This window comes from Streptomyces viridochromogenes (assembly GCF_001270495.1).
In the GTDB taxonomy this organism is placed as follows: Bacteria; Actinomycetota; Actinomycetes; order Streptomycetales; family Streptomycetaceae; genus Streptomyces; species Streptomyces viridochromogenes_A.
In genome coordinates, this window is the sequence record NZ_LGUR01000117.1 from 23,316 (window position 1) to 43,619 (window position 20,304).

The window sequence follows — 20,304 nt, forward strand, 5'->3', positions numbered from 1 at the left end:
GTGTCGCGTGGCGCCGAGGGTCGGGTGCACTGCTGGACGGCTAAGCAAGGGTGGTCGCTCCCATCTCGCGGGACTCAAGGTTGAGTTCGCCGTCGCTCGGGGCGTACTGCTGCGCCTTCTCGGTCGGCAGCCGCGTCGCGATCGCCAGGTAGTAGACGGCGAGACTGAAAGCAACCATGACTGCGGTGTCCCAGTAGGGGAACGGCAGGTAGCCCAGACCGCTGGGGTGGGAGGCTTGGCCGAAGGTGCCCATGTAGCTGATGGCCGCTGTCCCGAGGATCCAGACCCATACCCACCAGGAAGATCGGAAGTCGAGGTCGGGTCGGTCCTCGGCTTGCTGGAAGGCGCGGTTGGTGAAGAACACCGCGTAGCCGATGCCGATGGCGACGAAGACCTTCCAGTCCGTTTCCCAACCGGTCCAGTACACGAGCAGGTTGGCTGCGGCGAAGCCCAGAGGCGCCCAGAGACCAGCTGGCCTGAGTCGGAACGGACGGGCCGCGTCGGGGAATGAGCGCCGGAGCGACCCGAGCGCGATGGGAACGCCTGCCCACAGCATGGCCGTCGCGGAGGTGAGGAATCCGAGGAGGGACTGCCAGCTCGGGAACGGCAGCAGGCACAGCAGGCCGACCACGAAACTGATGATCACGCCGATGACGGGGACGCCACGCTTGTCGACGCGAGTGACCACGTCGGGAATGTACCCGTTTCGCCCCATTCCGTAGGTGACTCGCGCGGTCGAGGTGACGTAGGCAACTCCGTTGCCGGACGGGGAAACGACGGAGTCGATGTAGACGATCGCGGCAATCAGGCCCAAGCCAAGAGACGTGGCCAATGCCGCAAACGGACCAGTGGTGACGTCGACGCTGGTTCCTTCCCAGCCATGCGCCAGTTTCGCGGGCGAGAGCGCGCCGATGTACGCGACCTGAAGGCCGATATAGAGGATCGAGCAGACAACGAGGGATCCGAGGAGTGCGAACGGGATGTTCCGGCCGGGGTTCTTGGTCTCGGCGCCGAGCTGAACAGCCTGCTCGAAGCCGGTGTAGGCGAAGACGATGCCGCCGATGGCGACAGCGGCCAGCACGCCATGGAAGCCGTACGGCGCGAAGCCGTGGGAGTGGAAGTTCGACGGTTGGAAGCGGGCGAACAGGATAGCCACGATGACCAGCGCGATGGTGCCGATCTTCCACCAGGTGATCGCGTTGTGTACTCGGCCCAGGGCCTTGATCGCGAACAGGTTGAGCACGACGAAGATTGCCAACAGTGAGATGGCAACGACATAGCCGAGCGAGGTCAGGGTCCCGTCGCCGTCGAACAGGTTCAGGTGCGTGTAACCCTCGGCGTAGCTGAGGACTCCCTGAACCTCGATGGGGGCGGTCGCCGCTCCGTAGATCCAGGCCATCCAGCCGATACCGAATCCGGCGAGGGTCCCGTGAGAATAGTGGACGAACCGGGCCGAGCCTCCGGCCACGGAGAACATCGCGCCCAACTCGGCATGGTTGAAAGCGATGAGTACGAGAATCGCGATCGCGACAAACCAAGCGAGCAACGCCGCCGGGCCGGCAATCGCGGCAGCGTTCATCGCACTGAACAGCCACCCCGTTCCGATGATCGAGTTGATCGTGATCTGAAGGATGCTCATGCGGGACAGTTGGCGCTTGAGGCCATGGTCGGCTACATCGGTACTCGCACTCACGCTGTCTCCTAGTCGCTCGTGGTGAGGTGGGGCTGGGGTGGCTCGCAATCCCGGTACGCGACGTGACGAGCAGCGGTCGCGCACCGAGGGCACAGGACGGTTCCATGCAGTTCTTCACGCGCTTTGCAGACATCGAGTCCCCGGTCCCTCGATCAGCGTGGGGCCAAGTCACGCACGTCCCGCTCTCCAGGTAAAGCGGGGAAAGATGGATGGAACCTTTAAGAAATACTTCTCTATGTAGCCGGGCCCAACAGCCGCAAATCTGTTGACCGACGTTCGGCGTGACCAGGGGACGCCGTCGCGGTGTTCATGCCGTGGGGCCGAAAGAGCCCCGCCAGGTCTTCCGGCGGGGCTTCGCGATCACGCCGGCGCCAGGGTGGGCGCGTTGGCGTCGCGGTCAGGGTTGTGCCGGGTCGATGGTCATCGCGCTGTCATTCCGGACGCGGCGGAGCGGACACCGGGCCGTGGGGGATCACATGACTCCCCGACCTCTGCCGCGGACACGTGATACCCGCCAACTCCTGAGCATGACTGGACACACCATCCATCCCGCCGGCCCCCACCTCACCACCCCTGGAGCACCTCCACGAGCACGGGAGCGCGGCGGGTGTCACGGTCTCACCAATGATCAAGACAGCGAGTTGATGACCCTCAGGGGCCTAACGGTCGGTGATGCTGGGCCTGCTGTGCTGGTAGGCCTGTCGAAGCGCGCCGCGCACGGCGACGAGCGCGGGGTTGCGGTGTGAGCCGGCCCGGCAGGTCGTGACAATTTGCCGTACGTGCGAGGCCGCCATCTGGCGCAGGTGGAACCTCGGTTCGCGGTCGAACCAGGTGAGGTCCGGCAGGAACGCCGCCGCGTGGCCGCTCGCGACGAGTTGCGCTTGCACCAGTACGTCAGAGGTTTCGTGCGCCACTCTTGGTTCGAAGCCGGCTTGGCGGCAGGTGGCCATGGCCCAGTCGCGCCCTGGACTGCCTTCTGGCTCCAGAACCCAAGGGCAGCCGGCAAGATCAGTAAGAACTACCTCGCTCGGTTCGCGTCCCTCGGGCGGCTGCAAGAACGCGACGCGGATGGGATCTTCGGCAACCACATCGAAGTTCATCTCGCTCGAGCGGCTGGTCGGGTAGTCGACGTAGTTTTCGCCGCAGACCAGATCGAACTCGCGTGCCAGCAGCCCGGGCAGGGCGACTTCGGGCTCGGCTTGGGTGAACTGAACCTTCAGTCCGGGGTGGCCCTCCGCCAGCGAGGTCAGCGTCGCGGACACGAGTGCGAGCGCGGCGGTCTGGACCGTGGCGAGTCTGATCGTGCCCACGACGGTGTCCAGCGACGCGAGGATGTCTGTTTCAGCACGCTCCAGCTGCTCCAGCACGGCGGCTGTGTGAGCGACGAGGATGTGCGCCTGCTCGGTGAGTCTGATGCGCCGGCCGTCCGGCTCGAGAAGCCTCGTTCCGATCTCTTCCTCGAGCACAGCGAGCTGTTGGGAGACGGCTGACGGACTGTAGGTCAGCGCGGCGGCCACCGAGGTGACGGTGCCGCGTTGCGCCAGCTCTCGAAGCAACCGCATGCGGTGGAGATCGAACTTCACGCCCGGAACCTACCATGAAGGAATTCTGCAAGGTACTGGACAAGTTTCCGCGCTATTCATGAATCAATTGTCGCGGCATCCTGTGTTGCACCGGCGCTCATGCGCCGCACCGGCTGCGAAGTCAGGAACGACGATGGAATCCCATGACAGCGACGTGCGGACCACGCGGTTGCCCGGCGTCGGCTCGAGGCTGAAGCGCCAGAACAACAGTGCGCAGATGTCTTGATCGGTTCGGCCGTCTTCATCGGCGGCGTCCCGTGTAGAAGCGGGCCGCGGTTGGCGGGTCTCGCGGTGATCTCGTCATTGCGGGCGGTTCGAGCCGCCGGAGACGGTCCTGCTCGGGTGCGGTCGTATCCCATTCGGTTGGGACATGGCCGTGGGTCGCGGCCTGGAGCCTCGCGATCTTCCACTGGGCGTTGGCCGTCCGCCCGCGATCAGGGCTCGTCGAACAGAACCCTGCGAAAGGAGGAGCTCAATGAATTCCCGGGTGGCCGCCGTCACGGGCGGCTCGAGCGGACTCGGAGAGGCCGCGGCGCGACGCCTGGCCGCCGACGGTCATGACATCGCGACGAAGACCAGGGAGTTCGGCAACGGTGTGCGCGCGACGGTCTGCGGATCGCCGTGGATCCGTCCGGTGAGCAAGCAGGCCGCGCCGGGTGCTCGTTCGGACGGGAGTGTGCTGTGCCGCTGGTGGATGTGACGTGGTACGAGGGCCGCTCGCACGAGCAGAAGGAGAAGCTCGCGCGTGCGATCTGCAAGGCATTCGTGGAGATCGGCGATGCGCGTCCGGACACGGTCCACGTGATCTTCCGAGACATAGACCCCGCGCAGTGGTTCAAGTCGGCAGGACTGTTGGAGGAAGAGCGATGACACTGCGGATCCGCAAGATTTTGACCGTCCGGGAAGAGACCCGGTCCGAGGGCGGCCAGGACGCCGACCGGCCTCTCGTCAAGGCGGCCGCGATCGCTGTGCTGAGCAACCCCTACGCCGGCCGGCCCTACTCCCACGACCTCGCGGCCATCACCGACGACAACTACAAGCTCGGGCACCTCTTGGCCGCCACCGCTGCGCAGACCCTCGGACTCGAGGTCGAGGGCTACGGCAAGGCGTCCCTCGTGGGCGTCAACGGTGAGATCGAGCACGGTGTCGCTCACAAGATCGGCGAGTTCGGCAAGGGCGTACGCGACGCCGTGGGCGGCGAGGCGTGGATCTCCTCGGTCAGCAAGCGCTCCGGTCCCGGGGTACACATCGACGTCCCCCTTGCCTACAAGGACGAGATCTGGGTCCGCTCGCACTACGACGCCTTCACCCTGTTCGTCCCCGACGCACCGCTCGCGGACGAGGTGGCCGTGATTGTGGCCGTCTCCTCCCGCGGCCGGCTCAACGACCGCGTCGGCGGCATGACGGTCGAGGACGTCAAGAACCAGGAGAAGCCGTGAGCACCCTCAACATCATCAACCTCGCCGGTGCCGTCAGCGGCCGACTCGGCGACCCACTCATGGCGATCGAATCGGTCCGCTGTGTCGACGGGAAGATCGCGGCGCTCGGCGTCGACGGTGAAACCGGCGACGCCGACGTCACCCTCGACGCCAACGGCGCGATCCTCGCCCCGGGCCTCATCGACACCCACGTGCACGTCACCTTCGGCGACTGGACTCCCCGACAGCAGACCGTCGGCTGGATCGAGAGCTACATGCACGGTGGCACGACCCTGATGATGTCGGCCTCCGAAATCCACGTCCCCGGGCGTCCCAGCGACCGCGCCGGTCTCAAGGGCCTCGCGATCGCAGCGCAGCGATCCTGGGAGAACATCCGTCCGGGCGGCGTCAAGGTGCTCGGTGGTTCGGTCATCATCAGTCCCTCCCTGAAGGAAGAGGACTTCGCGGAGCTTGCCGCCGAACGCGTCGGCTTGGCGAAGGTGGGATTCGGTGCCTTCGAGAGCCAGTCGGAGGCAGCCCCGCTGGTACGCGCAGCCCAGGCCGCCGGGTTCATCGTCATGAACCACACAGGCGGCGCGTCCGTTCCCGGGTCCGCGGCTGTCTCGCTCGACGACGTCATCACGCTCGGCTGCGACATCGTCGGCCACGCGAACGGCGGCACAACGTCCCTTCCCGACGAGCACCTCAAGGCCGTCTTCGAGGCCCCCGGAGCTCTCCAACTGGTGCAGGCCGGCAACCTGCGCTCCAGCCTGTTGATGCTCGAGATCGCCAAGGAGCGCGACGAGCTGGACCGCATCCTGATCGCTACGGACTCCCCCACCGGGACCGGCGTGATGCCGCTCGGCATGATCAAGACGGTCGCCGAATTCTCCTCCCTCGGTGGCCTCAGCGCCACGGACGCCCTGGCGCTCGCCACCGGGAACGGCGGCCGGGTGCTTCACCGCCACGAGGGCATCATCGCGATCGGCCGCCCCGCCGACTTCGTGCTCATGCAGCCTCCCAGCGGAGGCGTCGCCGGCGACGCGCTCTCCGCCATCGAACGCGGGGACATCCCCGGCATCGGCGGCGTCGTCATCGACGGCGAGGTCCGAGCGCTGCGTTCCCGCAACACCCCGGCCCCGGCCCGGCTCGCGACCCAACGGTCCTGACTCTTTCCCGATGCGCAAAGGACACGCCGTGGACCTGAAGACACTTCGTACGACCGACCAGCGGTGGGAGATCGCCGTCCTGAGCGGCCCCAACACCACCAGGCAGCTCCAGCCTGCCGACGAGTTCGAGCGTGAGCTGCGGACGTGGGGCGACAGCCTCGGGATCGCGGTTCGGCACTACCAGTCCAACCACGAGGGCAAGCTGCTCGAGTACGTCCACGCGAACGCCGGCCAGGTCAACGGGTTCCTCGTGAACCCCGGCGGCCTGGTGCGCGTAGGAGAGTCCCTGCGGCACGTCCTCAAGGACGCCAAGAAGCCCGCCATCGAGCTGCATCTGAGCCAGGAGGAGCTCCGAGGCGAATCGATCTTCGCCCCCAGCGTCACCGGAATCTTCGCCGGGCCCGGCCGGCACGCGGTCCTGGGAGCCCTGGTGGCCCTCTCCCTCGCGCTCGACGACCTCGACTTCCTCAACCCCGAGGGAACGAGCGAGATCAACCGCTCGCACGGCAACCCACGCTCTCTCTACGGCTGAGCCGGAGGCTTCAGATGACCAACGCAGACACCGCTGGCACCGCTGGCACCGCTGGCACCGCTGGCACCGAGGACGGCAGGCGCCTCCGTTTCGCACTGCTCAACGGCCTGAACATGACCAATCTCGGCCGGCGCGACAGGAACATCTACGGAAGCATCGCCTCCCTCCAGGCGCTCGAAGACCTGGTCACCGAAGTCGGCGACGCCGTCGGCGCCGACGTGACCGCCTTCCACTCCAACCACGAAGGGGACCTCGTCGATTTTCTCGAGACCAACCCCGACATGGACGGCTACATCATCAACCCCGGCGGGCTGTGGGCATTCGGCGACCCAACTCGCATCGCCCTGGAGGAGACCGGCAGGCCGTTCGTCGAGGTGCACTTCGCCAATATTTTCTCGACCGGGCATCTCTCCACGTTCACCCAGTCCTGCGACGCCACCGTCATGGGTCTGCGCCACCACGGCTACGTAGGAGCGGTCGTCGCACTGGCTGCTTCGGTCCGCGCGCCCGCCAGCAACTGACCACGGTTCCGCAACCCGCACAAACGGGTCGACATGCCGAACACCCCACGCCGAGACGCTCATCGTCCCGACACGGCAACCATGACGAGGAGGACGGAGATGTCCGAGCCCGACGTCGGCGCCTACAGGCGGCCCGACAACCTTTCCGAACTCCTGACCCTGCTGGACCGCCGACCGACGTCAGTGCTCGCCGGCGGCACCGACCTCGTCGTGATGCGTGCCGACGGCATGGTCGACCGCACCCAGGACATCGTCGACATCAAGGACGTATCCGACCTGCGAGGTATCAGTCTCGACGCGGACGGCACGCTCACCATCGGCGCCGCCACCTCCTTGCAGGAGCTGGCGAAGACGCCCGTCATACCGCCCAACGCGATCACCGACGGAGCCTCGCTTGTCGGCGGCTGGCAGACCCGCGCGCGCGGAACGATCGGCGGCAACATCTGCCGGGCCTCACCGGCAGCCGACACCCTCCCCGGGGTTCTGGCGGCAGACGCTCAGCTGGAGCTCGCCTCCACCACCGGGACACGGCTGGTGCCAGGACACGCCTTCTTCACCGGGCCCGGCCGAACGGTCCGCAAACCCAACGAATTGCTCACACGGATCATCGTTCCCGCGTCCCTCGGTGCCTCCGCGTATCTGCGCTTCACCTACCGTCTCGCGATGGACCTGGCCGTCGTCGGCGTGGCAGCCCATCTGGACATAAAGAACGGACGCTGCGTCGCCGCCCGCGTGGCGCTCAGCGCCGCAGCGGCCACCCCTGTGCTGGCCCCCGACGCCGCCGACGCGCTCGTCGGGACCGAGCTGGACGAACCCTCCATCGAGGCCGCCGCCCAACTCGTGCTCAACACCGCCACCCCCATCGACGACGGCCGAGGCTCACGCGCCCACCGGCGAACCGTGCTACCAGTGCTCGCCAAGCGCGCGATCGGCATCGCGCTCGAGCGTGCGCGAGAAGGACACCGACGATGACTACACACATGACTCTGCGGGTCAACGGCTCAGACCACGACATCGCGGTCGAGCCCGACACGCTGCTCCTGGACGCCCTCCGGTACGAGTGCGGCCTCACCAGCGCGAAGCTCGGATGCGGCACCGGCGACTGCGGTGCGTGCACCGTCACCGTCGACGGCGAAGCGGTCAACAGCTGCCTCATGTACGTGCTGGAATGCGAGGGACACTCGGTGGAGACGGTCGAAGGCGTCACCGCGAGCGGGATCGGCGCGGTCGTCGCCGAGGAGTTCGTGAAGGCCGACGCCGTCCAGTGCGGCTTCTGCAGCCCCGGAATCATCATGTCGACCTGCGCGCTGCTCGCCAGAACCGAACCAGGAGCGGCCACCGACGAGGACATCAAGGAAGCGCTCGCCGGCAATCTGTGCCGCTGCACGGGCTACCTGCCGATCCTGGACGCCGTCCGGCGAGCGAGCGGGGCACCGCGATGAGCGCAGAAGAGTCCGGCCCGTACCTGAACGTCGGCAACCGGCTCATCCGCCGCGACGCGGCCGAGCGCCTCACCGGCCACACCACCTACGCCGAGGACATCCGCCTCCCGGGGGTGCTCTACGGCGTCCTCGTGCCGTCACTCGTCGCGGCCGGACGGCTCCGCGGCATCAACGTCGACCGGGCAGTGGCACTCGACGGCGTCGTCAAGGTCCTGACGGCGAAGGACGTGACCGACCGCTGCTACGGCAACTACGTCAAGGACCAGCCGATCTTCGCCCGTGACCGGGTCAGGTTCGTCGGCGAACCCGTCGCGATGGTCGCGGCCACCTCCCTGGCCATCGCCCGCCGAGCGGCAGGCCTGGTCGAGGTCGACATCGAGGCGACCACACCCGTCGTCGACCCCCGCGAGGCGCTGACGAGCGCCGAGGTGCTGGTGCACGACAGAGACACGAACGTCATCGAGGACGTTCACATCTCGCGCGGTGACGTCGACGCCGTCTTCGACACGGCACACGCCGTGGTGCACACCGAGATCGAGTCGCACCGGGCGCACCAGGCCTACCTGGAACCACGAGCCGTGACCGCCGCGCCCGCACCCGGTGGGTTCTCGCTGATCATGAGCACCCAGCAGCCCTTCGGCGTACGCGCCCAGCTCGCTGAGCTGTTCGACCTCCCCACCGGCACGATCGAGGTGAGGGTGCCCGCCATCGGCGGTGGCTTCGGCGGCAAGCTGCACCTGCTGTTCGCACCCCAGGCAGCCGCGATGACCCTGGCCACCGGTCGTCCCGTCCAGATTGTCTGCTCCCGCGCGGAGGACATGACGACCGGCAACCCGCGCGAGAACTCGATCGTGCGGATGTCCAGCGCGGTCGACGAGTCGGGCCGCATCCTGGCCCGCAGGTGCGACGTCGTGCTCGACGCCGGCGCGTACGCGATGGACACCCCTGTCCTGACCTCGATGGCCGCGTTCTACGCGACCGGCCCGTATCGCATCGACGCCCTCGACATCCGAGGGCGTGCGGTCTACACCAACACCTGCCCGACCGGCTCGTTCCGCGGCCCGTCGGGCCCGCAGATGGTCTACGCCGCCGAGGCGCAGATCGAGGACATCGCCCAGCAGCTGGGGCTGGACCCAGCAGAGGTCCGACGACGCAACTTCATCGGCGAAGGCGACCGCGGCCCCACGGGCGAGCTCATCACCCTCCGCGGGACGACCGACGAGTGCATGCGGGTCGTCGAGAGCCGCCTCCAGCGATGGCGGCAGGCCGACGTCGCCCCGGGCGACCACCGACGACGCGGCTACGGGCTCGCCTGCGCATGGTGGTCCACCCTCGGCACGCCGTCGGCCGCGACCGTCGAACTGCACGAGGACGGCACCGCGACGCTCTCCTCGGGCGGAACCGAGATCGGGACCGGCGCCATCTCGACCGCCCTGCCGAGCATGGTCGCCGAAGAGCTCGGACTGCGGCCCGACCGCGTCATCCTGAAGTCCGGCGGCACCCGGGACGCCCCCTACGACTCAGGCTCCCGTGGCAGCCGCACCATGTTCGCCACCGGCAACGCCGCGGTCCTCGCCGCTCGCGCCGTCGCCGAGCAGATCAGAAACGAAGCCTCACGACTGCTCGAGGTCGACCCGGCCGACCTGGTGCTCCGCGAAGGGCGTGTCGAGGTCAAGGGCGCACCGGAGACCGGCATGACCATCGCGGAAGTGTCCGCGTCCGCTCACCTGCATTCCGGCCCGGTGGTCGCGACCGGCCGATACCGAGCAGAGCTTGCCCCCGTCGAAGGCTCCGAACTGCAGGGCGCCCGCTTCCTCAGGCTGGGTGAGCCGACCTTCCACTGCCACGGCGTGGAGATCGCCCTGGACGAGGAGACCGGGCGCGTCGACGTCCTCAACTTCGTCGCCGTCCATGACGTCGGCAGGGTTGTCAACCCCGTCGGCGCACGCGGACAGGTCGAGGGAGGCGTTGTGCAGGGCATCGGCTACGCCCTCACAGAGAACCTCAAGACAAACGACCAGGGAGTCATCGTCAACGGCAACTTCCACGACTACCGTCTTCCGACTATCGCCGACGTACCACCGAACATCGAGACCGTCTTCATCGAGACCAACCACTCGCACACCGGGCCGTTCGGAGCCAAGGGCCTGGGCGAACCGCCCGTAATCCTCCCGGCGGCGGCCATCGGCTCGGCGCTCCGTGACGTCCTGGGCGTACAGCCGTACCAACTGCCCCTGGATGCGGACCGAGTCGTCCTCACGATCGCCGAGCGGGACTCTCATCCAGTGCCAGGGCCACCTGGGTCGACAGCGCGCCCACCGGAACCGGAGGTCGAGAAGTGAAGTGGTTCCGGAGTCTGGTGCGCTTCCTCAGCGACGCCTTCGACGGCGTCACCAAGGCATGGAGCAAGGACGACCCGTCCTCGCCGCCGAAGCCGCCGGTCACACCCCCCTGGTGAGAGACTGACCTCTGCGTCCAACGGACTCACCGGTGCGCTCCGGCGGCCCTCACGCACCTTTCCGGGCCGCGCGAGGGTACTGACGACGCAAGTCGAAACCTGAATCTGGCGACCCCCGAAGTCCGCACCGGCCAGGCCCGCTGCACCGTGATGTGGAGGCACGCACGAGGTGCCCACCAGCAGCGTGGACGACCTCATCCGGGCCCTGGGCGGTGACACCGGGATCTCCCCGAGCGAGATCTGCCGCATCCGCGGCGCTCCGGACACGGAACTGAGCGTAGGAGAGGTGCAAGGTGAGCCCCCCAGTCGCAGGCGGGCCGTGGGTGCACGCCCACCCTCGGGCAGCCCGTCTCCCCTTCCGGCTGCCGACACTCCCCGGCGCGGCAGCAGCCCGCCCCTCACCTCCACGGAGACAGGCCTCATGCTGAACATCGCGCAGACACTGCTCCGCTGGTGCCGCGACGCACGCCCCTTCGCCCTGGCCACCGTCGTTGACGTCCGCGGCAGTGCACCCTTGCCCATCGGCACAGCCGTAGCCGTGGACGCGGACGGCAACGCGGTCGGCAGCATCTCCGGCGGCTGCGTCGAGGGCGCGGTCTATGACATGTGCCGGCAGGTGCTTCGCGAGGGGGGCGCCGCTCACCGTGCCTGGTTCGGGTATTCCGACGACGACGCCTTCGCGGTGGGCCTGACGTGCGGCGGCGAACTCGATGTCCTCGTCCAGGCTGTCGATCCTGCGGCGCAGCCGCACATCGCCGTGGCCCTCGACGAGGTTGTGCAGGGCCTGCCCGTCGCCGTGGCCCAGGTCGTGGACGGGCCAGTCGGCCTCCTCGGGGCGACACTCAGCGTTCTCGGGGACGGCCAGGTCATCTCCGGGACGCTGGACAACGGCTCGGTGGACACTGTGGTGGTGGACGAGGCCCTTGCCCTGCTGCGCGCGGGGCGCACCGCCCGCGTCGCGCTCGGCGGGAGCGGACAGGGCTGCCCAGGGCCACTGTCCGTCCTCGTGCACGTCCACGCGTCCCGCCCGCGCATGCTGGTCTTCGGCGCCGTGGACTTCGCCGCCGCTCTGAGCCAGGCCGGGGCCATGGTGGGCTACCGGGTCACGGTGTGCGACGCCCGGCCCGTCTTCGCCACCGCGGCGCGCTTTCCGTACGCGGACGAGGTCGTGGCCGACTGGCCCGACCGTTACCTGGAACGCACCGAGGTGGACGCTCGTACCGCCGTGTGCGTCCTCACTCACGACGCAAAGTTCGACGTTCCCCTGCTGCGTCTGGCGCTGAACCTGCCCGTCAGCTACATCGGCGCCATGGGATCCAGGCGTACCCACGACGAACGCCTGCGCCTGCTGCGGGAAGAAGGCGTGAGCGAAGAACAGCTGGCCCGGCTGTGCTCCCCGATCGGCCTGGACCTCGGTGCGCGCACACCCGAGGAGACGGCGGTGTCCATCACCGCGGAGATCATCGCCCACATCAGCGGGGGCTCGGGTCTGCCCTTGTCCCAGGGCACGGGCCCGATCCACCGCACCGTGCCGTGGAGGCGGCCCTCCCCCGTCAGCTGACAGGTGCCGAGGGCGGCACGCGCTGTTCGGCGGCCCAGGAGGCGAGGATGCGCAGCCGTTCATGGGTATGGCTTTATCGGTGCAGTTGGCCCCACCTCTTCCGGCCCGACTTGAACCCACTCTATGTTCGGTTCCGGCTTGCAGCGGCCCCACCGGGGAACGCACGGGCACGTGGGAGCCGGGGCCAGTTCCGACCGGATCAGCAGGTGTCCGTTAGGGGCGAGTCCGGGTCGAGCCGCAAAAAATGGGGACGGTTCGAACCGATAAGGCCATGGGTGGGATAACCCGGGGCGGTTCACCTGCCGATGACCGCCCCTGCCCCCCGGGTTCTGCAGCCGCTAACGCGACGCCGGCGCGATGACATCTGATCAGGCGTTCGATCTGCAACAACCCATTCAGCAGGGCGAATGGAAGGCGATTCGACCCGATTCACCCCCGTCCCCCATCACGGCAACGTCCAGCTTTGCCACCGCCACCGCAAACACATCCTCTTGAGGTCGGCGAAGGTACGTTCCAGTGTGTGCGCTACTGCTGCGGCGACCTGGCTGCCCGTCGACCAGCGCACCTGCCAGTCAATGAGCTTCTTCAGCGTTGCCGCTCCAGCGTGAGGATGGCCTTGGCGATTGACGTCATTCGATTCGGGCTGCACCGGGACCTGCGGAAGATGCGCCAGGACCTCAGGCGGGCGACGCCGCGTTCGACCGGCGCTCGCGCGGCGGCCAGTGCCCGGTTGAAGGTCTTCTCGGTGAGGGTGAGTTCCTGCAGGGGCTTGCGTTTGATGCCGGTGGTCAGCCACGGGCCGCCGCCCTGGTAGGCGAGATCGGCCAGGATGGGAACGCCCTGGCGCTCGCAGATACGGATGATCCGGTGGGTGCGGGCCGCGGTCAGGTCGTGAGTCCGGCCCGGCAGAGCGGGTGAGAGCCACAGCAGTCGGCCGCCGGAGTCGGTGACGACCTGCACGTTCACGCCGTGGCGCCGGTGTTTGTGGGAATAGTCGGCCCGGCCGTCGCCGACCCGGTCGCACTCCGCCAGGGTTCCGTCCAGCAGGACGAAGTCCGCCTTGGTCTCGCGCAGGACCTTCAGCAGACCCGGTGCCCGTTCGGCGAGCAGGTCGATGACCTGGCTGGTGTAGGCGTGGGCGGTGGACTCGCTGATCCCGAACCCGGTGGCGATCTTTGCCAGGGTGGTGTGTTCGCGCAGGTACACCAGTGCCACCATCGCGCGTTGGGACGGGCGGAGCTTGCAGCGGCGGTCGCCCTCACGAGTGACGATCAGCATGGTGACCCCTTAAGACGCCATTTCAGTTGGCGAGTCTGCGGTGGCATATGAGAGTTGCGGCGATGGCGGTGAAGGCGAGGAAGTGTTCGGGCTTGCGTTCGTAGCGGCGGTGGAGGCGGCGGCAGCCGGACAGCCAGGAAGCGGTTCGTTCTACGACCCAGCGGTGCCGGCCCAGGCGTTTCGACGATTCGATGCCTTTTCGCGCGAGGCGGTGCCGAATGCCTCGGGAAGCGAGCCATCGTCGCAGGTGGCGGTAGTCGTAGCCCTTGTCCCCGTGCAGCTTGCCGGGCCGTCGGCGTCGGGGCCCGCGTCGTGAACGGATCGGTGGGATGCCACGGGTCAGCGGTATCAGGGCCTGGCTGTCGTGGAGGTTCGCGGCGGAGATGCCGATCGACAGAGGCAGACCATGGCGGTCCACGATCAGGTGGATTTTCGAACCTCTCTTGCCGCGGTCGGTCGGATTCGGTCCCGTCAGCTTCCCCCTTTGAGAGCCCGGACGCTGACGGAGTCGATCGCGCACCGCGACCAGTCCAGTTCGCCGCGGGAACCAAGTTCGTCCAGGACCAGGCGGTGGAGCTTGGCCCACACTCTGGCCTGGCTCCACTCGGTGAACCGGCGGAAGGCGGTCACGCCCGACAGACCGAAGCCCGGCGGCAGTTGGTTCCAGGTGCAGCCCGAGGTGGCCACGAAGATGATCGCGGCCAGTACCTCACGGTCCCCTCGCCGACGATGCCCTCCGCCCTGCGGGCGTTCCGGAGCGGGCGGGACCACCCGCTGGAACAACTCCCACAGGCCTTCCGGCGTCAGCCGTTCGACAAGCGCAGCAGTCATCACCCCAGACTGCCGCAAGATCACACCAACTGAAATGACGTCTTAGGCGGCGTCGACATGGACACGCCAGCTGTGGATAGCGAGCAAAGTCAACTACGGCACCTACGTGACGTGCACAAGCACGTTGCGCTTCTGGCGGACTGGTACACGGAGCCTCAGCTACGACCTGGCCAGTGGGTGCAATTCGAAGCGCCGCTTCGCTGCGTGACGTTCAGCGACACCCACCAGGATCTCGTCCTGTTCGTGGAGCCGGCACGTGAAGGTAGCACCGGCGGGCGCTGCCGCCTGTTGATGCATGGGTCGGTCCAGCATCTACGCGGCTGGAATGCGATGCCGGTCGAAGGTGTCGCGCCGGACGCGATGAACTCGGCCTCCAGCTTGGGCAGCGCTTTCATCGCAAGGGCCGGGCAGGTCGTCGACGCACTCATCAGGCACCGTGACACGATGGCGACCGATCAGATCTCACGCCCGACAGCAGCACGCCTGCATGGCCAAGACGTGCAGGAGCTGCTGCACGCACTGGATGACGCGGACGACAGCATCGACACCTCCGCTGTGATGACCGGGTATGCGCGGGCCACTGGGCTCATCCCTCGCACCCACACCACTTCTCGGTGCGTAGTGGCGAGCCCGCTCGTCGTTGAGTACACGGCGGGCGACTTGGAGCTCGCGGACAATTAAGATCTGCGCTTCTTGGCCTTATGTCACGTAGGTCGTCTGATCCTCTCGGCCCGAGTACTGACAAGCGCCGCGCCACCGGTTGGTCACCAACCGAGCCTGGCATGTTGCACCGTGTGCCTGGGTAGGTCTGCCAGTCCGAAGCGGGGCAGGGCTGGGGGACGGTACGTGGGGTGGCGTGAGGAGATCACGGCGGCACTCGGCGAATGGATCGCCTTGGAGGGAGGCGCAGGGAGAACAGCGCGCTGGCAGCGGATCGGGCGGGCGGCCCGGACCGGTGAACCCGGCCAGTACGCGGTGGACTTGCGCGGTACTGACATCGGGCCGGACCAGTTGGACAGCCTGCGGCTGGCCGGGCCTCACGACAGGGCCGTCGAGACAGACGGCTTCAGCGTCTCCGAGACGGTGCAGAACGGGTCCCTGCTCACCTTGCGTGTGGCCGAGTTCGCCGACATTACCGACGCCCACCTGTGGATGCTGAAGCAGCCGCCCATCTTCCTCATCGAGGCCCTGCGCGACGGCATCGCCCAACTGGGCGAACACCCGCTGGCCGCGGCCCTGGCAGCCCGTAGTATCGGCGGGGCTCCGGGAGCGGAGCCGGACCCTCCGGGTTTCCACCCGGCCCAGGCAGACGCCTACCGGGCGTGCCTGGGTGAAGGGGTTCATCTGGTATGGGGGCCGCCGGGGAGCGGTAAGACCACGGTCCTCAAACGCGCCATCGGTGACCTGATCGCGCGGGGCGAGCGGGTGCTGCTGGTCTCTGCGACCAATGTCGCTGTGGATAACGCCCTGCTCGGGGTGGTGCGGGAGAAACGCCACAGCCCGGGTGAGATCGTCCGTGTGGGCCCGCCGCATCTTAAAGAGGTAGCGGAAGACCCTTCGGTGTCGCTGCCACTCATGGTCCGAACCCGATTAGCGCAGACGGCTCAGCGCCGTAGCGCCGTGGAAGCTGAGCTGGTCGACATCCGCGACCGCGCCGGTCAACTTGCCGCCATGGGCGCCGCACTCGCCGGGTTCGACGCGGCCGGATACTTCGCTGCACTGCAACTGCTGCGCACGCCCGGTCAGGACCTGGCCTCCGCACTGGCCCGCAGCGACGCGGCCGACAACCGGTACGCGCAGGCCGCTCGCGACATGGCCGAAACTGCGGAGGCGGCGAAGGTGGCGTCGGACCGGGCTGCCGCAGCAGAGCCCTCGCGCGAGGTATGGCGCGAGGTGGACCGGCTCTGCGACGAGTCGGCCAGGGTCCGGCAGGCTGCAGAACACCGAGCAGCTGATGCGTTGCTGGCCGCTGAGGAGTGCCGGCCCCTGCGGAATCAGGTGAAGCAGTGGGAGGCGAAGGGGTCGGTGGCCCGCTGGCGTGCGCGCGAGAAGCTGGTCGCACTCCAGGAGCAACTGGCAGACGCCGAAGAGCAGGCGGAGACAGCGCGTCAGCAGTCCGTGGACGCGCACCATACCGCCGCCGCCCGGATCTCTGCACTCGATGCCAAAATCACGGCGCTGTCCGACTCCGTCCCGCTCAGCCGGGAACAGATCCGGCACCTCGACAGAGAGGCCAACGCCACACGGGCGGCAACAGAGCGGGCACACAGACTGTGTACCTCGGCCGAGCGGGAAAAGAACCAGGCCACCGCGATGGCTGTCGCAGCGCAACAGGCCCAGACGCTGACCGAACAGGCCGCGAAGAAGAACTGGCCGACCCTGCACGACCGGGCCAAACGCCTCCGTCCACTTGTGGCCGCCGACAGCGCCCGTAAGCCGCAGCTGGAGCAGCAGTACCAGAACACCCAGGAGGAATACGAGCGGCTGGCCCGCAACGCCCAGGGCGAGATCATCAGGAGCGCCAAGCTGGTCGCCACCACACTGGCCCGGTTCCGTTCCAACCGGGCAGTCTTCGAAGGCCCTTACGACGTGGTCCTGGTCGATGAGGCCGGCGCAGCCGCTCTGCCCGAGGTGCTCCTGGCCACCGGCAAAGCCAGCAGAGCTGCCGTCCTGCTCGGCGATTTCATGCAGCTCGGCCCAGTCATCCCGAGCGGGCTCAAGGAGCAGGAACGCGACGACATCAAAAACTGGCTGCTCCCCGACGTCTTTCAGCACTGCGGCATCTTCGAACCCGCGGATGCCCAGGCACACCCGGCCTGCGTCACCTTGACCGAACAGCATCGCTTCGGCCCAGCCGTGATGAAACTGGCCAACGGTCTCGCCTACGGGGGAATGCTGCGCGGCGGCTCCCAGACGCTTGCGGAACGGCCCGACAGCGATCCCGAGATCGTGCTGATCGACACCGACGGCCTGCACGAGCTGGCCCGAGCCCACTTGACCGGCAGCCGGAAAGGCTGGTGGCCGGCCGGCTCTCTCCTCGCGCGGGCTCTGGTGGAACTGCACCGCGAGCAGGGCGAAGAAGCAGGAATCGTCACCCCGTACAGGGTCCAGGCCGAAGCCACCTTGGAAGCACTACGAGATGTCGAATGCTCCGGTGGCCGTCCGCTCGCCGAAGTCGGAACGGCACACAGATTCCAGGGCCGGGAGTTCGACGTCGTCATCTTCGACACCGTGGAAGGCAACGCTGACAGCCGCGAACTGTGGATGGCTCTCGCCCACCGCCAGCCCGGCGCAGACGAGTGGAGACGCAACGGCGTGCGCCTGTTCAACGTCGCCGTCACCCGCGTCAGAACCCGCCTCTACGTCATCGCCAGCGGGCAACGCGTCAGCGCGGCCCGGCCGGGAACAGCCCTGGCTGAACTCGACGCCCTGGTCGGCACCCACGGCGTCCGGGTACTGCCTGCCAAACACCTCATCACCCCGCCACACACGCCACCGGCCCATCGCGGGGAGTTCGGCATCGCCCTCGCCGAAGTCCTCAGCCGGCACGTCGAAGTGACCGACATCGACGACGAACGCGACTTCTACCTCACCTTCACCACCGAGATCCGACAGGCAAAACAATCCCTATGGCTCTGGGCACCATGGGTGGCCAACCGGATCCGTTCCCTGCTCCCTGAACTGAAAGCAGCGGCCGACCGCGGCGTACGCATCACCGTGTTCATCCGAGACGACACCGACCAACTCCAAAGAAGAGAGACCAGTCAGGCACTCATCGCAGACCTGCGCACCGTCGCCCAGACCGTTGTCCCCATCCATGTCATGCACCAGAAAATCGCAGTGATCGACGAACACACCGTCATGCTCGGCAGCCTCAACGCACTCTCACAGAGCAACACACGCGAAGTCATGCTAACGATGCACGGCGGCTACTTCGCCCGCAAACTACTCGCACACGAACACGCGGAGACTTTCGCCCGGCCCCCGAAGTGCGGGCGGTGTAAGGGAGCAGAGATCGAAATCCGACGCTGGAAGAACGCCTGGGTCTGGCGGTGCTACGCCACTGCATGCAAGACCAGTGCGCCGGGCAACTCCAAAGCCTGGACCCGCGACATCCGGCTATAGCCGGATGCCAGCATTGTCGGTCCGGTCACATTTTCCCCCACGGCAGCGGATCGGTTCCCCAGTCCTCCGCGAGCTGTTCCACGAGCGCGACGCCACGTCCGCTCTCGCGCTCCGGGTCCGGCTCTCTTCGCACTGGGGGCACCCGGGAGAAGTCCACGACGTCGACGCGCACGCACGCCGTTTCGGGCTGCATGCCGCCCTGGACGCCACAGACAGCCCTCCGGCGTCCTCGTGCCCCTGGCCGAGGGAGGCGCAAGCAGCTACCTCAATCGCCTCCCCGGGCGGGTATACCCGATGTATTCTGTCAGGCATGGCACACACAACGATCAAGGTCGAGAGCAGTGTCCGGGACCGACTGGCGATCCTGGCCGCCGAGAAGGACACCACGATCGCGGGGCTCGTCGGCGAATTCGCCACCCACACCCTCACGCAGAGCGAGCGGGACGAGCAGGTCGCGAAGACCCTCGAAGTCCTGCACGCGCTCTCCGGCTACGCCCCGGATCCCGAGCAGGACCGCGCAGCGGACGATGAGCTCACGCGCCGGCTCGGCAGCACCGCGTGAACCCTGTCGCCCCTGTCGATGTCGTCCTCGACGACAGCGCGCTGCTCGCTCTGGGCTCAGGCAACGCCCTGGCCTCCCGCCTTCTGTACCAGGCCGCCGAGACCGCGGCCTGGCGGGTCCACGTCGCGCTGGCCACACTCGCCGAAGCGGACCGGGTACGCACCGGACTCGCCGGCCACCTCGGCATGCTCGACCAGGTGGTTTTTCATCCGCTCGATCTCGCCGCCGTCCTGGCCGCCTCGGGCCACGAGCGGTCTCTGGGCTGGTGCCACACCCACCATGTGGCCATGCCCGGCCCCGAGCGCCCGGACGGGGCACGCGTCGCCACCGTCCAACCCAAGGCCTGGGACGGGGCCGGCGTCCGGGTGCTCGACCTCGCTCCGTGAGATACACCTAACCCCTGAGTAACTCTGGGTTGTCCGCCTCCCGGCGGACGACCCAGAGCGCCTGCTGCCCCTTACTCGGTACTATCCCTGATCCTCTTCCGGAGCGAGCGGTTCCTCATCCGGTGCCTCAGAGCCGTCACTAGAGTCTTCGTCCTTCTTCAGCCAGGCGTCCTTCACCTCAAACGCGGACGTGCTGGGACGCTACGGCGCCACGCACGCCCGGGAGGTCGCCCCGTACCGGTCATGGCTCGCGGTGGCCCTGGCCGACGCGAACGAGCCCGAGCAGGCCGCCGAAGAGGCCAGGAACGTCATCGCCGCATCCGGGGGGGACCTCTCCTCTGAGCGCACGGAGAACGTGCCCGAGGTGCGCGAAGTACTCACCGACTACTTCTACGACACTCGCGGAAGCCACCTGATCACCGATTTCCTTCTGGACGACCGGCAGCGGGTGGCCACGTTGTGCAACGTGACCCTCATCAACAAGGATGGTGTCCTTTCACCCAGGATCAAGCTGTGGAAGAAGGACAAGAGCAAGGCTGCAAAGACGGCAGCCACGGAAGCGATTCCCGGTACCGTGGCCCTTCAGATCGTCAAGGCACTCGTCGACGCGTGTGATGCCCACGAGAGCTTCCGGTCCCCACCAGCCTAGCCGGGCCTCGGCGGCCCACCAGGTGGCGGTGTGCCCGTCGCGGAAGGTGCGCTCGATGCGCGACCAGTCCCCGGGATGCTCTGCATCCTGCCGGCC

At 67.6% G+C, this 20,304-nt stretch carries 19 protein-coding genes; 15 read left to right on the forward strand and 4 right to left on the reverse strand.

Translation table 11 applies throughout. The features are described from left to right. Window positions 1-40: 40 nt before the first annotated feature. Window positions 41-1,693, reverse strand: coding sequence for an APC family permease (locus ADK36_RS11960; protein ID WP_053197283.1), 1,653 nt, complete (start codon window positions 1,691-1,693; stop codon window positions 41-43). 659 nt (window positions 1,694-2,352) lie between these two features. After that, window positions 2,353-3,276 carry a LysR family transcriptional regulator gene (locus ADK36_RS11965; protein ID WP_199830155.1) on the reverse strand — a complete coding sequence of 308 codons (924 nt, stop codon included), beginning with the start codon at window positions 3,274-3,276 and terminating at the stop codon, window positions 2,353-2,355. A 475-nt stretch (window positions 3,277-3,751) separates the two neighbouring features. Here ADK36_RS11965 and ADK36_RS50095 point away from each other — a divergent pair, with 475 nt between their 5' ends. The 10 genes from ADK36_RS50095 to ADK36_RS12015 all read left to right on the forward strand — a co-directional run bounded on the left by ADK36_RS50095 (window position 3,752) and on the right by ADK36_RS12015 (window position 12,377). Continuing rightward, on the forward strand, window positions 3,752-3,976 hold the full coding sequence (locus ADK36_RS50095; protein ID WP_107086853.1) for a hypothetical protein: 225 nt from the start codon (window positions 3,752-3,754) through the stop codon (window positions 3,974-3,976). Next, window positions 3,967-4,146: a tautomerase family protein gene (locus ADK36_RS11975; protein WP_234329744.1), complete on the forward strand. Its 180-nt coding sequence runs from the start codon at window positions 3,967-3,969 to the stop codon at window positions 4,144-4,146. Before ADK36_RS50095 ends, ADK36_RS11975 begins: the two co-directional genes overlap by 10 nt. Continuing rightward, entirely contained in the window at window positions 4,143-4,715 is a 573-nt protein-coding gene (locus ADK36_RS11980) for an amino acid synthesis family protein (protein WP_053197289.1), read from the forward strand. The genes ADK36_RS11975 and ADK36_RS11980 overlap by 4 nt, the downstream gene beginning before the upstream one ends. Then, complete coding sequence (locus ADK36_RS11985) at window positions 4,712-5,863, forward strand: amidohydrolase family protein (protein ID WP_063776823.1); 1,152 nt, start codon at window positions 4,712-4,714, stop codon at window positions 5,861-5,863. Before ADK36_RS11980 ends, ADK36_RS11985 begins: the two co-directional genes overlap by 4 nt. A 10-nt stretch (window positions 5,864-5,873) precedes the next feature. Continuing rightward, window positions 5,874-6,395, forward strand: coding sequence for a type II 3-dehydroquinate dehydratase (locus ADK36_RS11990; protein ID WP_078916167.1), 522 nt, complete (start codon window positions 5,874-5,876; stop codon window positions 6,393-6,395). A 14-nt stretch (window positions 6,396-6,409) separates the two neighbouring features. Beyond that, on the forward strand, window positions 6,410-6,916 hold the full coding sequence (locus tag ADK36_RS11995) for a type II 3-dehydroquinate dehydratase (RefSeq protein ID WP_048581016.1): 507 nt from the start codon (window positions 6,410-6,412) through the stop codon (window positions 6,914-6,916). Between the two features lie 99 nt (window positions 6,917-7,015). Beyond that, the gene (locus ADK36_RS12000) at window positions 7,016-7,888 is read left to right on the forward strand and encodes an FAD binding domain-containing protein (protein ID WP_048581017.1); all 873 of its coding nucleotides are present in this window, start codon (window positions 7,016-7,018) and stop codon (window positions 7,886-7,888) included. After that, window positions 7,885-8,358 carry a (2Fe-2S)-binding protein gene (locus tag ADK36_RS12005; RefSeq protein ID WP_053197291.1) on the forward strand — a complete coding sequence of 158 codons (474 nt, stop codon included), beginning with the start codon at window positions 7,885-7,887 and terminating at the stop codon, window positions 8,356-8,358. The genes ADK36_RS12000 and ADK36_RS12005 overlap by 4 nt, the downstream gene beginning before the upstream one ends. Next, the gene (locus ADK36_RS12010; protein WP_053197294.1) at window positions 8,355-10,700 is read left to right on the forward strand and encodes a xanthine dehydrogenase family protein molybdopterin-binding subunit; all 2,346 of its coding nucleotides are present in this window, start codon (window positions 8,355-8,357) and stop codon (window positions 10,698-10,700) included. Before ADK36_RS12005 ends, ADK36_RS12010 begins: the two co-directional genes overlap by 4 nt. A 537-nt stretch (window positions 10,701-11,237) precedes the next feature. After that, window positions 11,238-12,377, forward strand: coding sequence for an XdhC family protein (locus ADK36_RS12015; RefSeq protein WP_053197296.1), 1,140 nt, complete (start codon window positions 11,238-11,240; stop codon window positions 12,375-12,377). Window positions 12,378-12,962: 585 nt separating this feature from the next. On the opposite strand, the gene ADK36_RS12020 is transcribed toward ADK36_RS12015, so the two are convergent. Together ADK36_RS12020 and ADK36_RS12025 are read right to left on the reverse strand one after the other, a co-directional pair. Continuing rightward, entirely contained in the window at window positions 12,963-13,655 is a 693-nt protein-coding gene (locus ADK36_RS12020) for an IS5/IS1182 family transposase (RefSeq protein ID WP_053197297.1), read from the reverse strand. Between the two features lie 22 nt (window positions 13,656-13,677). Beyond that, window positions 13,678-14,486, reverse strand: a protein-coding gene (locus ADK36_RS12025; protein ID WP_107083989.1) for an IS5 family transposase whose coding sequence is annotated in 2 segments (ribosomal slippage) — window positions 13,678-14,136 and window positions 14,139-14,486 — 807 coding nt in all. Because the reading frame shifts where the segments join, the coding sequence is not laid out codon by codon here. A 57-nt stretch (window positions 14,487-14,543) separates the two neighbouring features. On the opposite strand from ADK36_RS12025, the gene ADK36_RS12035 reads away from it, so the two are divergent. The 5 genes from ADK36_RS12035 (at window position 14,544) to ADK36_RS50100 (ending at window position 20,208) form a co-directional block, all read left to right on the forward strand. Then, window positions 14,544-15,167: an SAVMC3_10250 family protein gene (locus tag ADK36_RS12035; RefSeq protein WP_267887400.1), complete on the forward strand. Its 624-nt coding sequence runs from the start codon at window positions 14,544-14,546 to the stop codon at window positions 15,165-15,167. A 165-nt stretch (window positions 15,168-15,332) separates the two neighbouring features. Then, window positions 15,333-18,611, forward strand: coding sequence for an AAA domain-containing protein (locus ADK36_RS12040; RefSeq protein WP_053197299.1), 3,279 nt, complete (start codon window positions 15,333-15,335; stop codon window positions 18,609-18,611). Between the two features lie 310 nt (window positions 18,612-18,921). Beyond that, the gene (locus ADK36_RS12045; protein ID WP_048579265.1) at window positions 18,922-19,173 is read left to right on the forward strand and encodes a hypothetical protein; all 252 of its coding nucleotides are present in this window, start codon (window positions 18,922-18,924) and stop codon (window positions 19,171-19,173) included. Next, entirely contained in the window at window positions 19,170-19,559 is a 390-nt protein-coding gene (locus tag ADK36_RS12050) for a hypothetical protein (RefSeq protein ID WP_048579266.1), read from the forward strand. The genes ADK36_RS12045 and ADK36_RS12050 overlap by 4 nt, the downstream gene beginning before the upstream one ends. 253 nt (window positions 19,560-19,812) lie before the next feature. Continuing rightward, a complete protein-coding gene (locus tag ADK36_RS50100) occupies window positions 19,813-20,208 on the forward strand; it encodes a hypothetical protein (RefSeq protein ID WP_234329745.1) in 396 nt (131 codons plus the stop codon). The last annotated feature ends 96 nt before the right edge of the window (window positions 20,209-20,304 follow it).

Bases quoted from the DNA above. Each gene is read 5' to 3' on its own strand.
- ADK36_RS50095 (WP_107086853.1), top strand. From the start codon at position 3,752: ATGAATTCCCGGGTGGCCGCCGTCACGGGCGGCTCGAGCGGACTCGGA.
- ADK36_RS11980 (WP_053197289.1), top strand. From the start codon at position 4,143: ATGACACTGCGGATCCGCAAGATTTTGACCGTCCGGGAAGAGACCCGG.
- ADK36_RS11990 (WP_078916167.1), top strand. From the start codon at position 5,874: ATGCGCAAAGGACACGCCGTGGACCTGAAGACACTTCGTACGACCGAC.
- ADK36_RS11995 (WP_048581016.1), top strand. From the start codon at position 6,410: ATGACCAACGCAGACACCGCTGGCACCGCTGGCACCGCTGGCACCGCT.
- ADK36_RS12000 (WP_048581017.1), top strand. From the start codon at position 7,016: ATGTCCGAGCCCGACGTCGGCGCCTACAGGCGGCCCGACAACCTTTCC.
- ADK36_RS12005 (WP_053197291.1), top strand. From the start codon at position 7,885: ATGACTACACACATGACTCTGCGGGTCAACGGCTCAGACCACGACATC.
- ADK36_RS12010 (WP_053197294.1), top strand. From the start codon at position 8,355: ATGAGCGCAGAAGAGTCCGGCCCGTACCTGAACGTCGGCAACCGGCTC.
- ADK36_RS12015 (WP_053197296.1), top strand. From the start codon at position 11,238: ATGCTGAACATCGCGCAGACACTGCTCCGCTGGTGCCGCGACGCACGC.
- ADK36_RS12020 (WP_053197297.1), bottom strand. From the start codon at position 13,655: ATGCTGATCGTCACTCGTGAGGGCGACCGCCGCTGCAAGCTCCGCCCG.
- ADK36_RS12035 (WP_267887400.1), top strand. From the start codon at position 14,544: ATGGACACGCCAGCTGTGGATAGCGAGCAAAGTCAACTACGGCACCTA.
- ADK36_RS12045 (WP_048579265.1), top strand. From the start codon at position 18,922: ATGGCACACACAACGATCAAGGTCGAGAGCAGTGTCCGGGACCGACTG.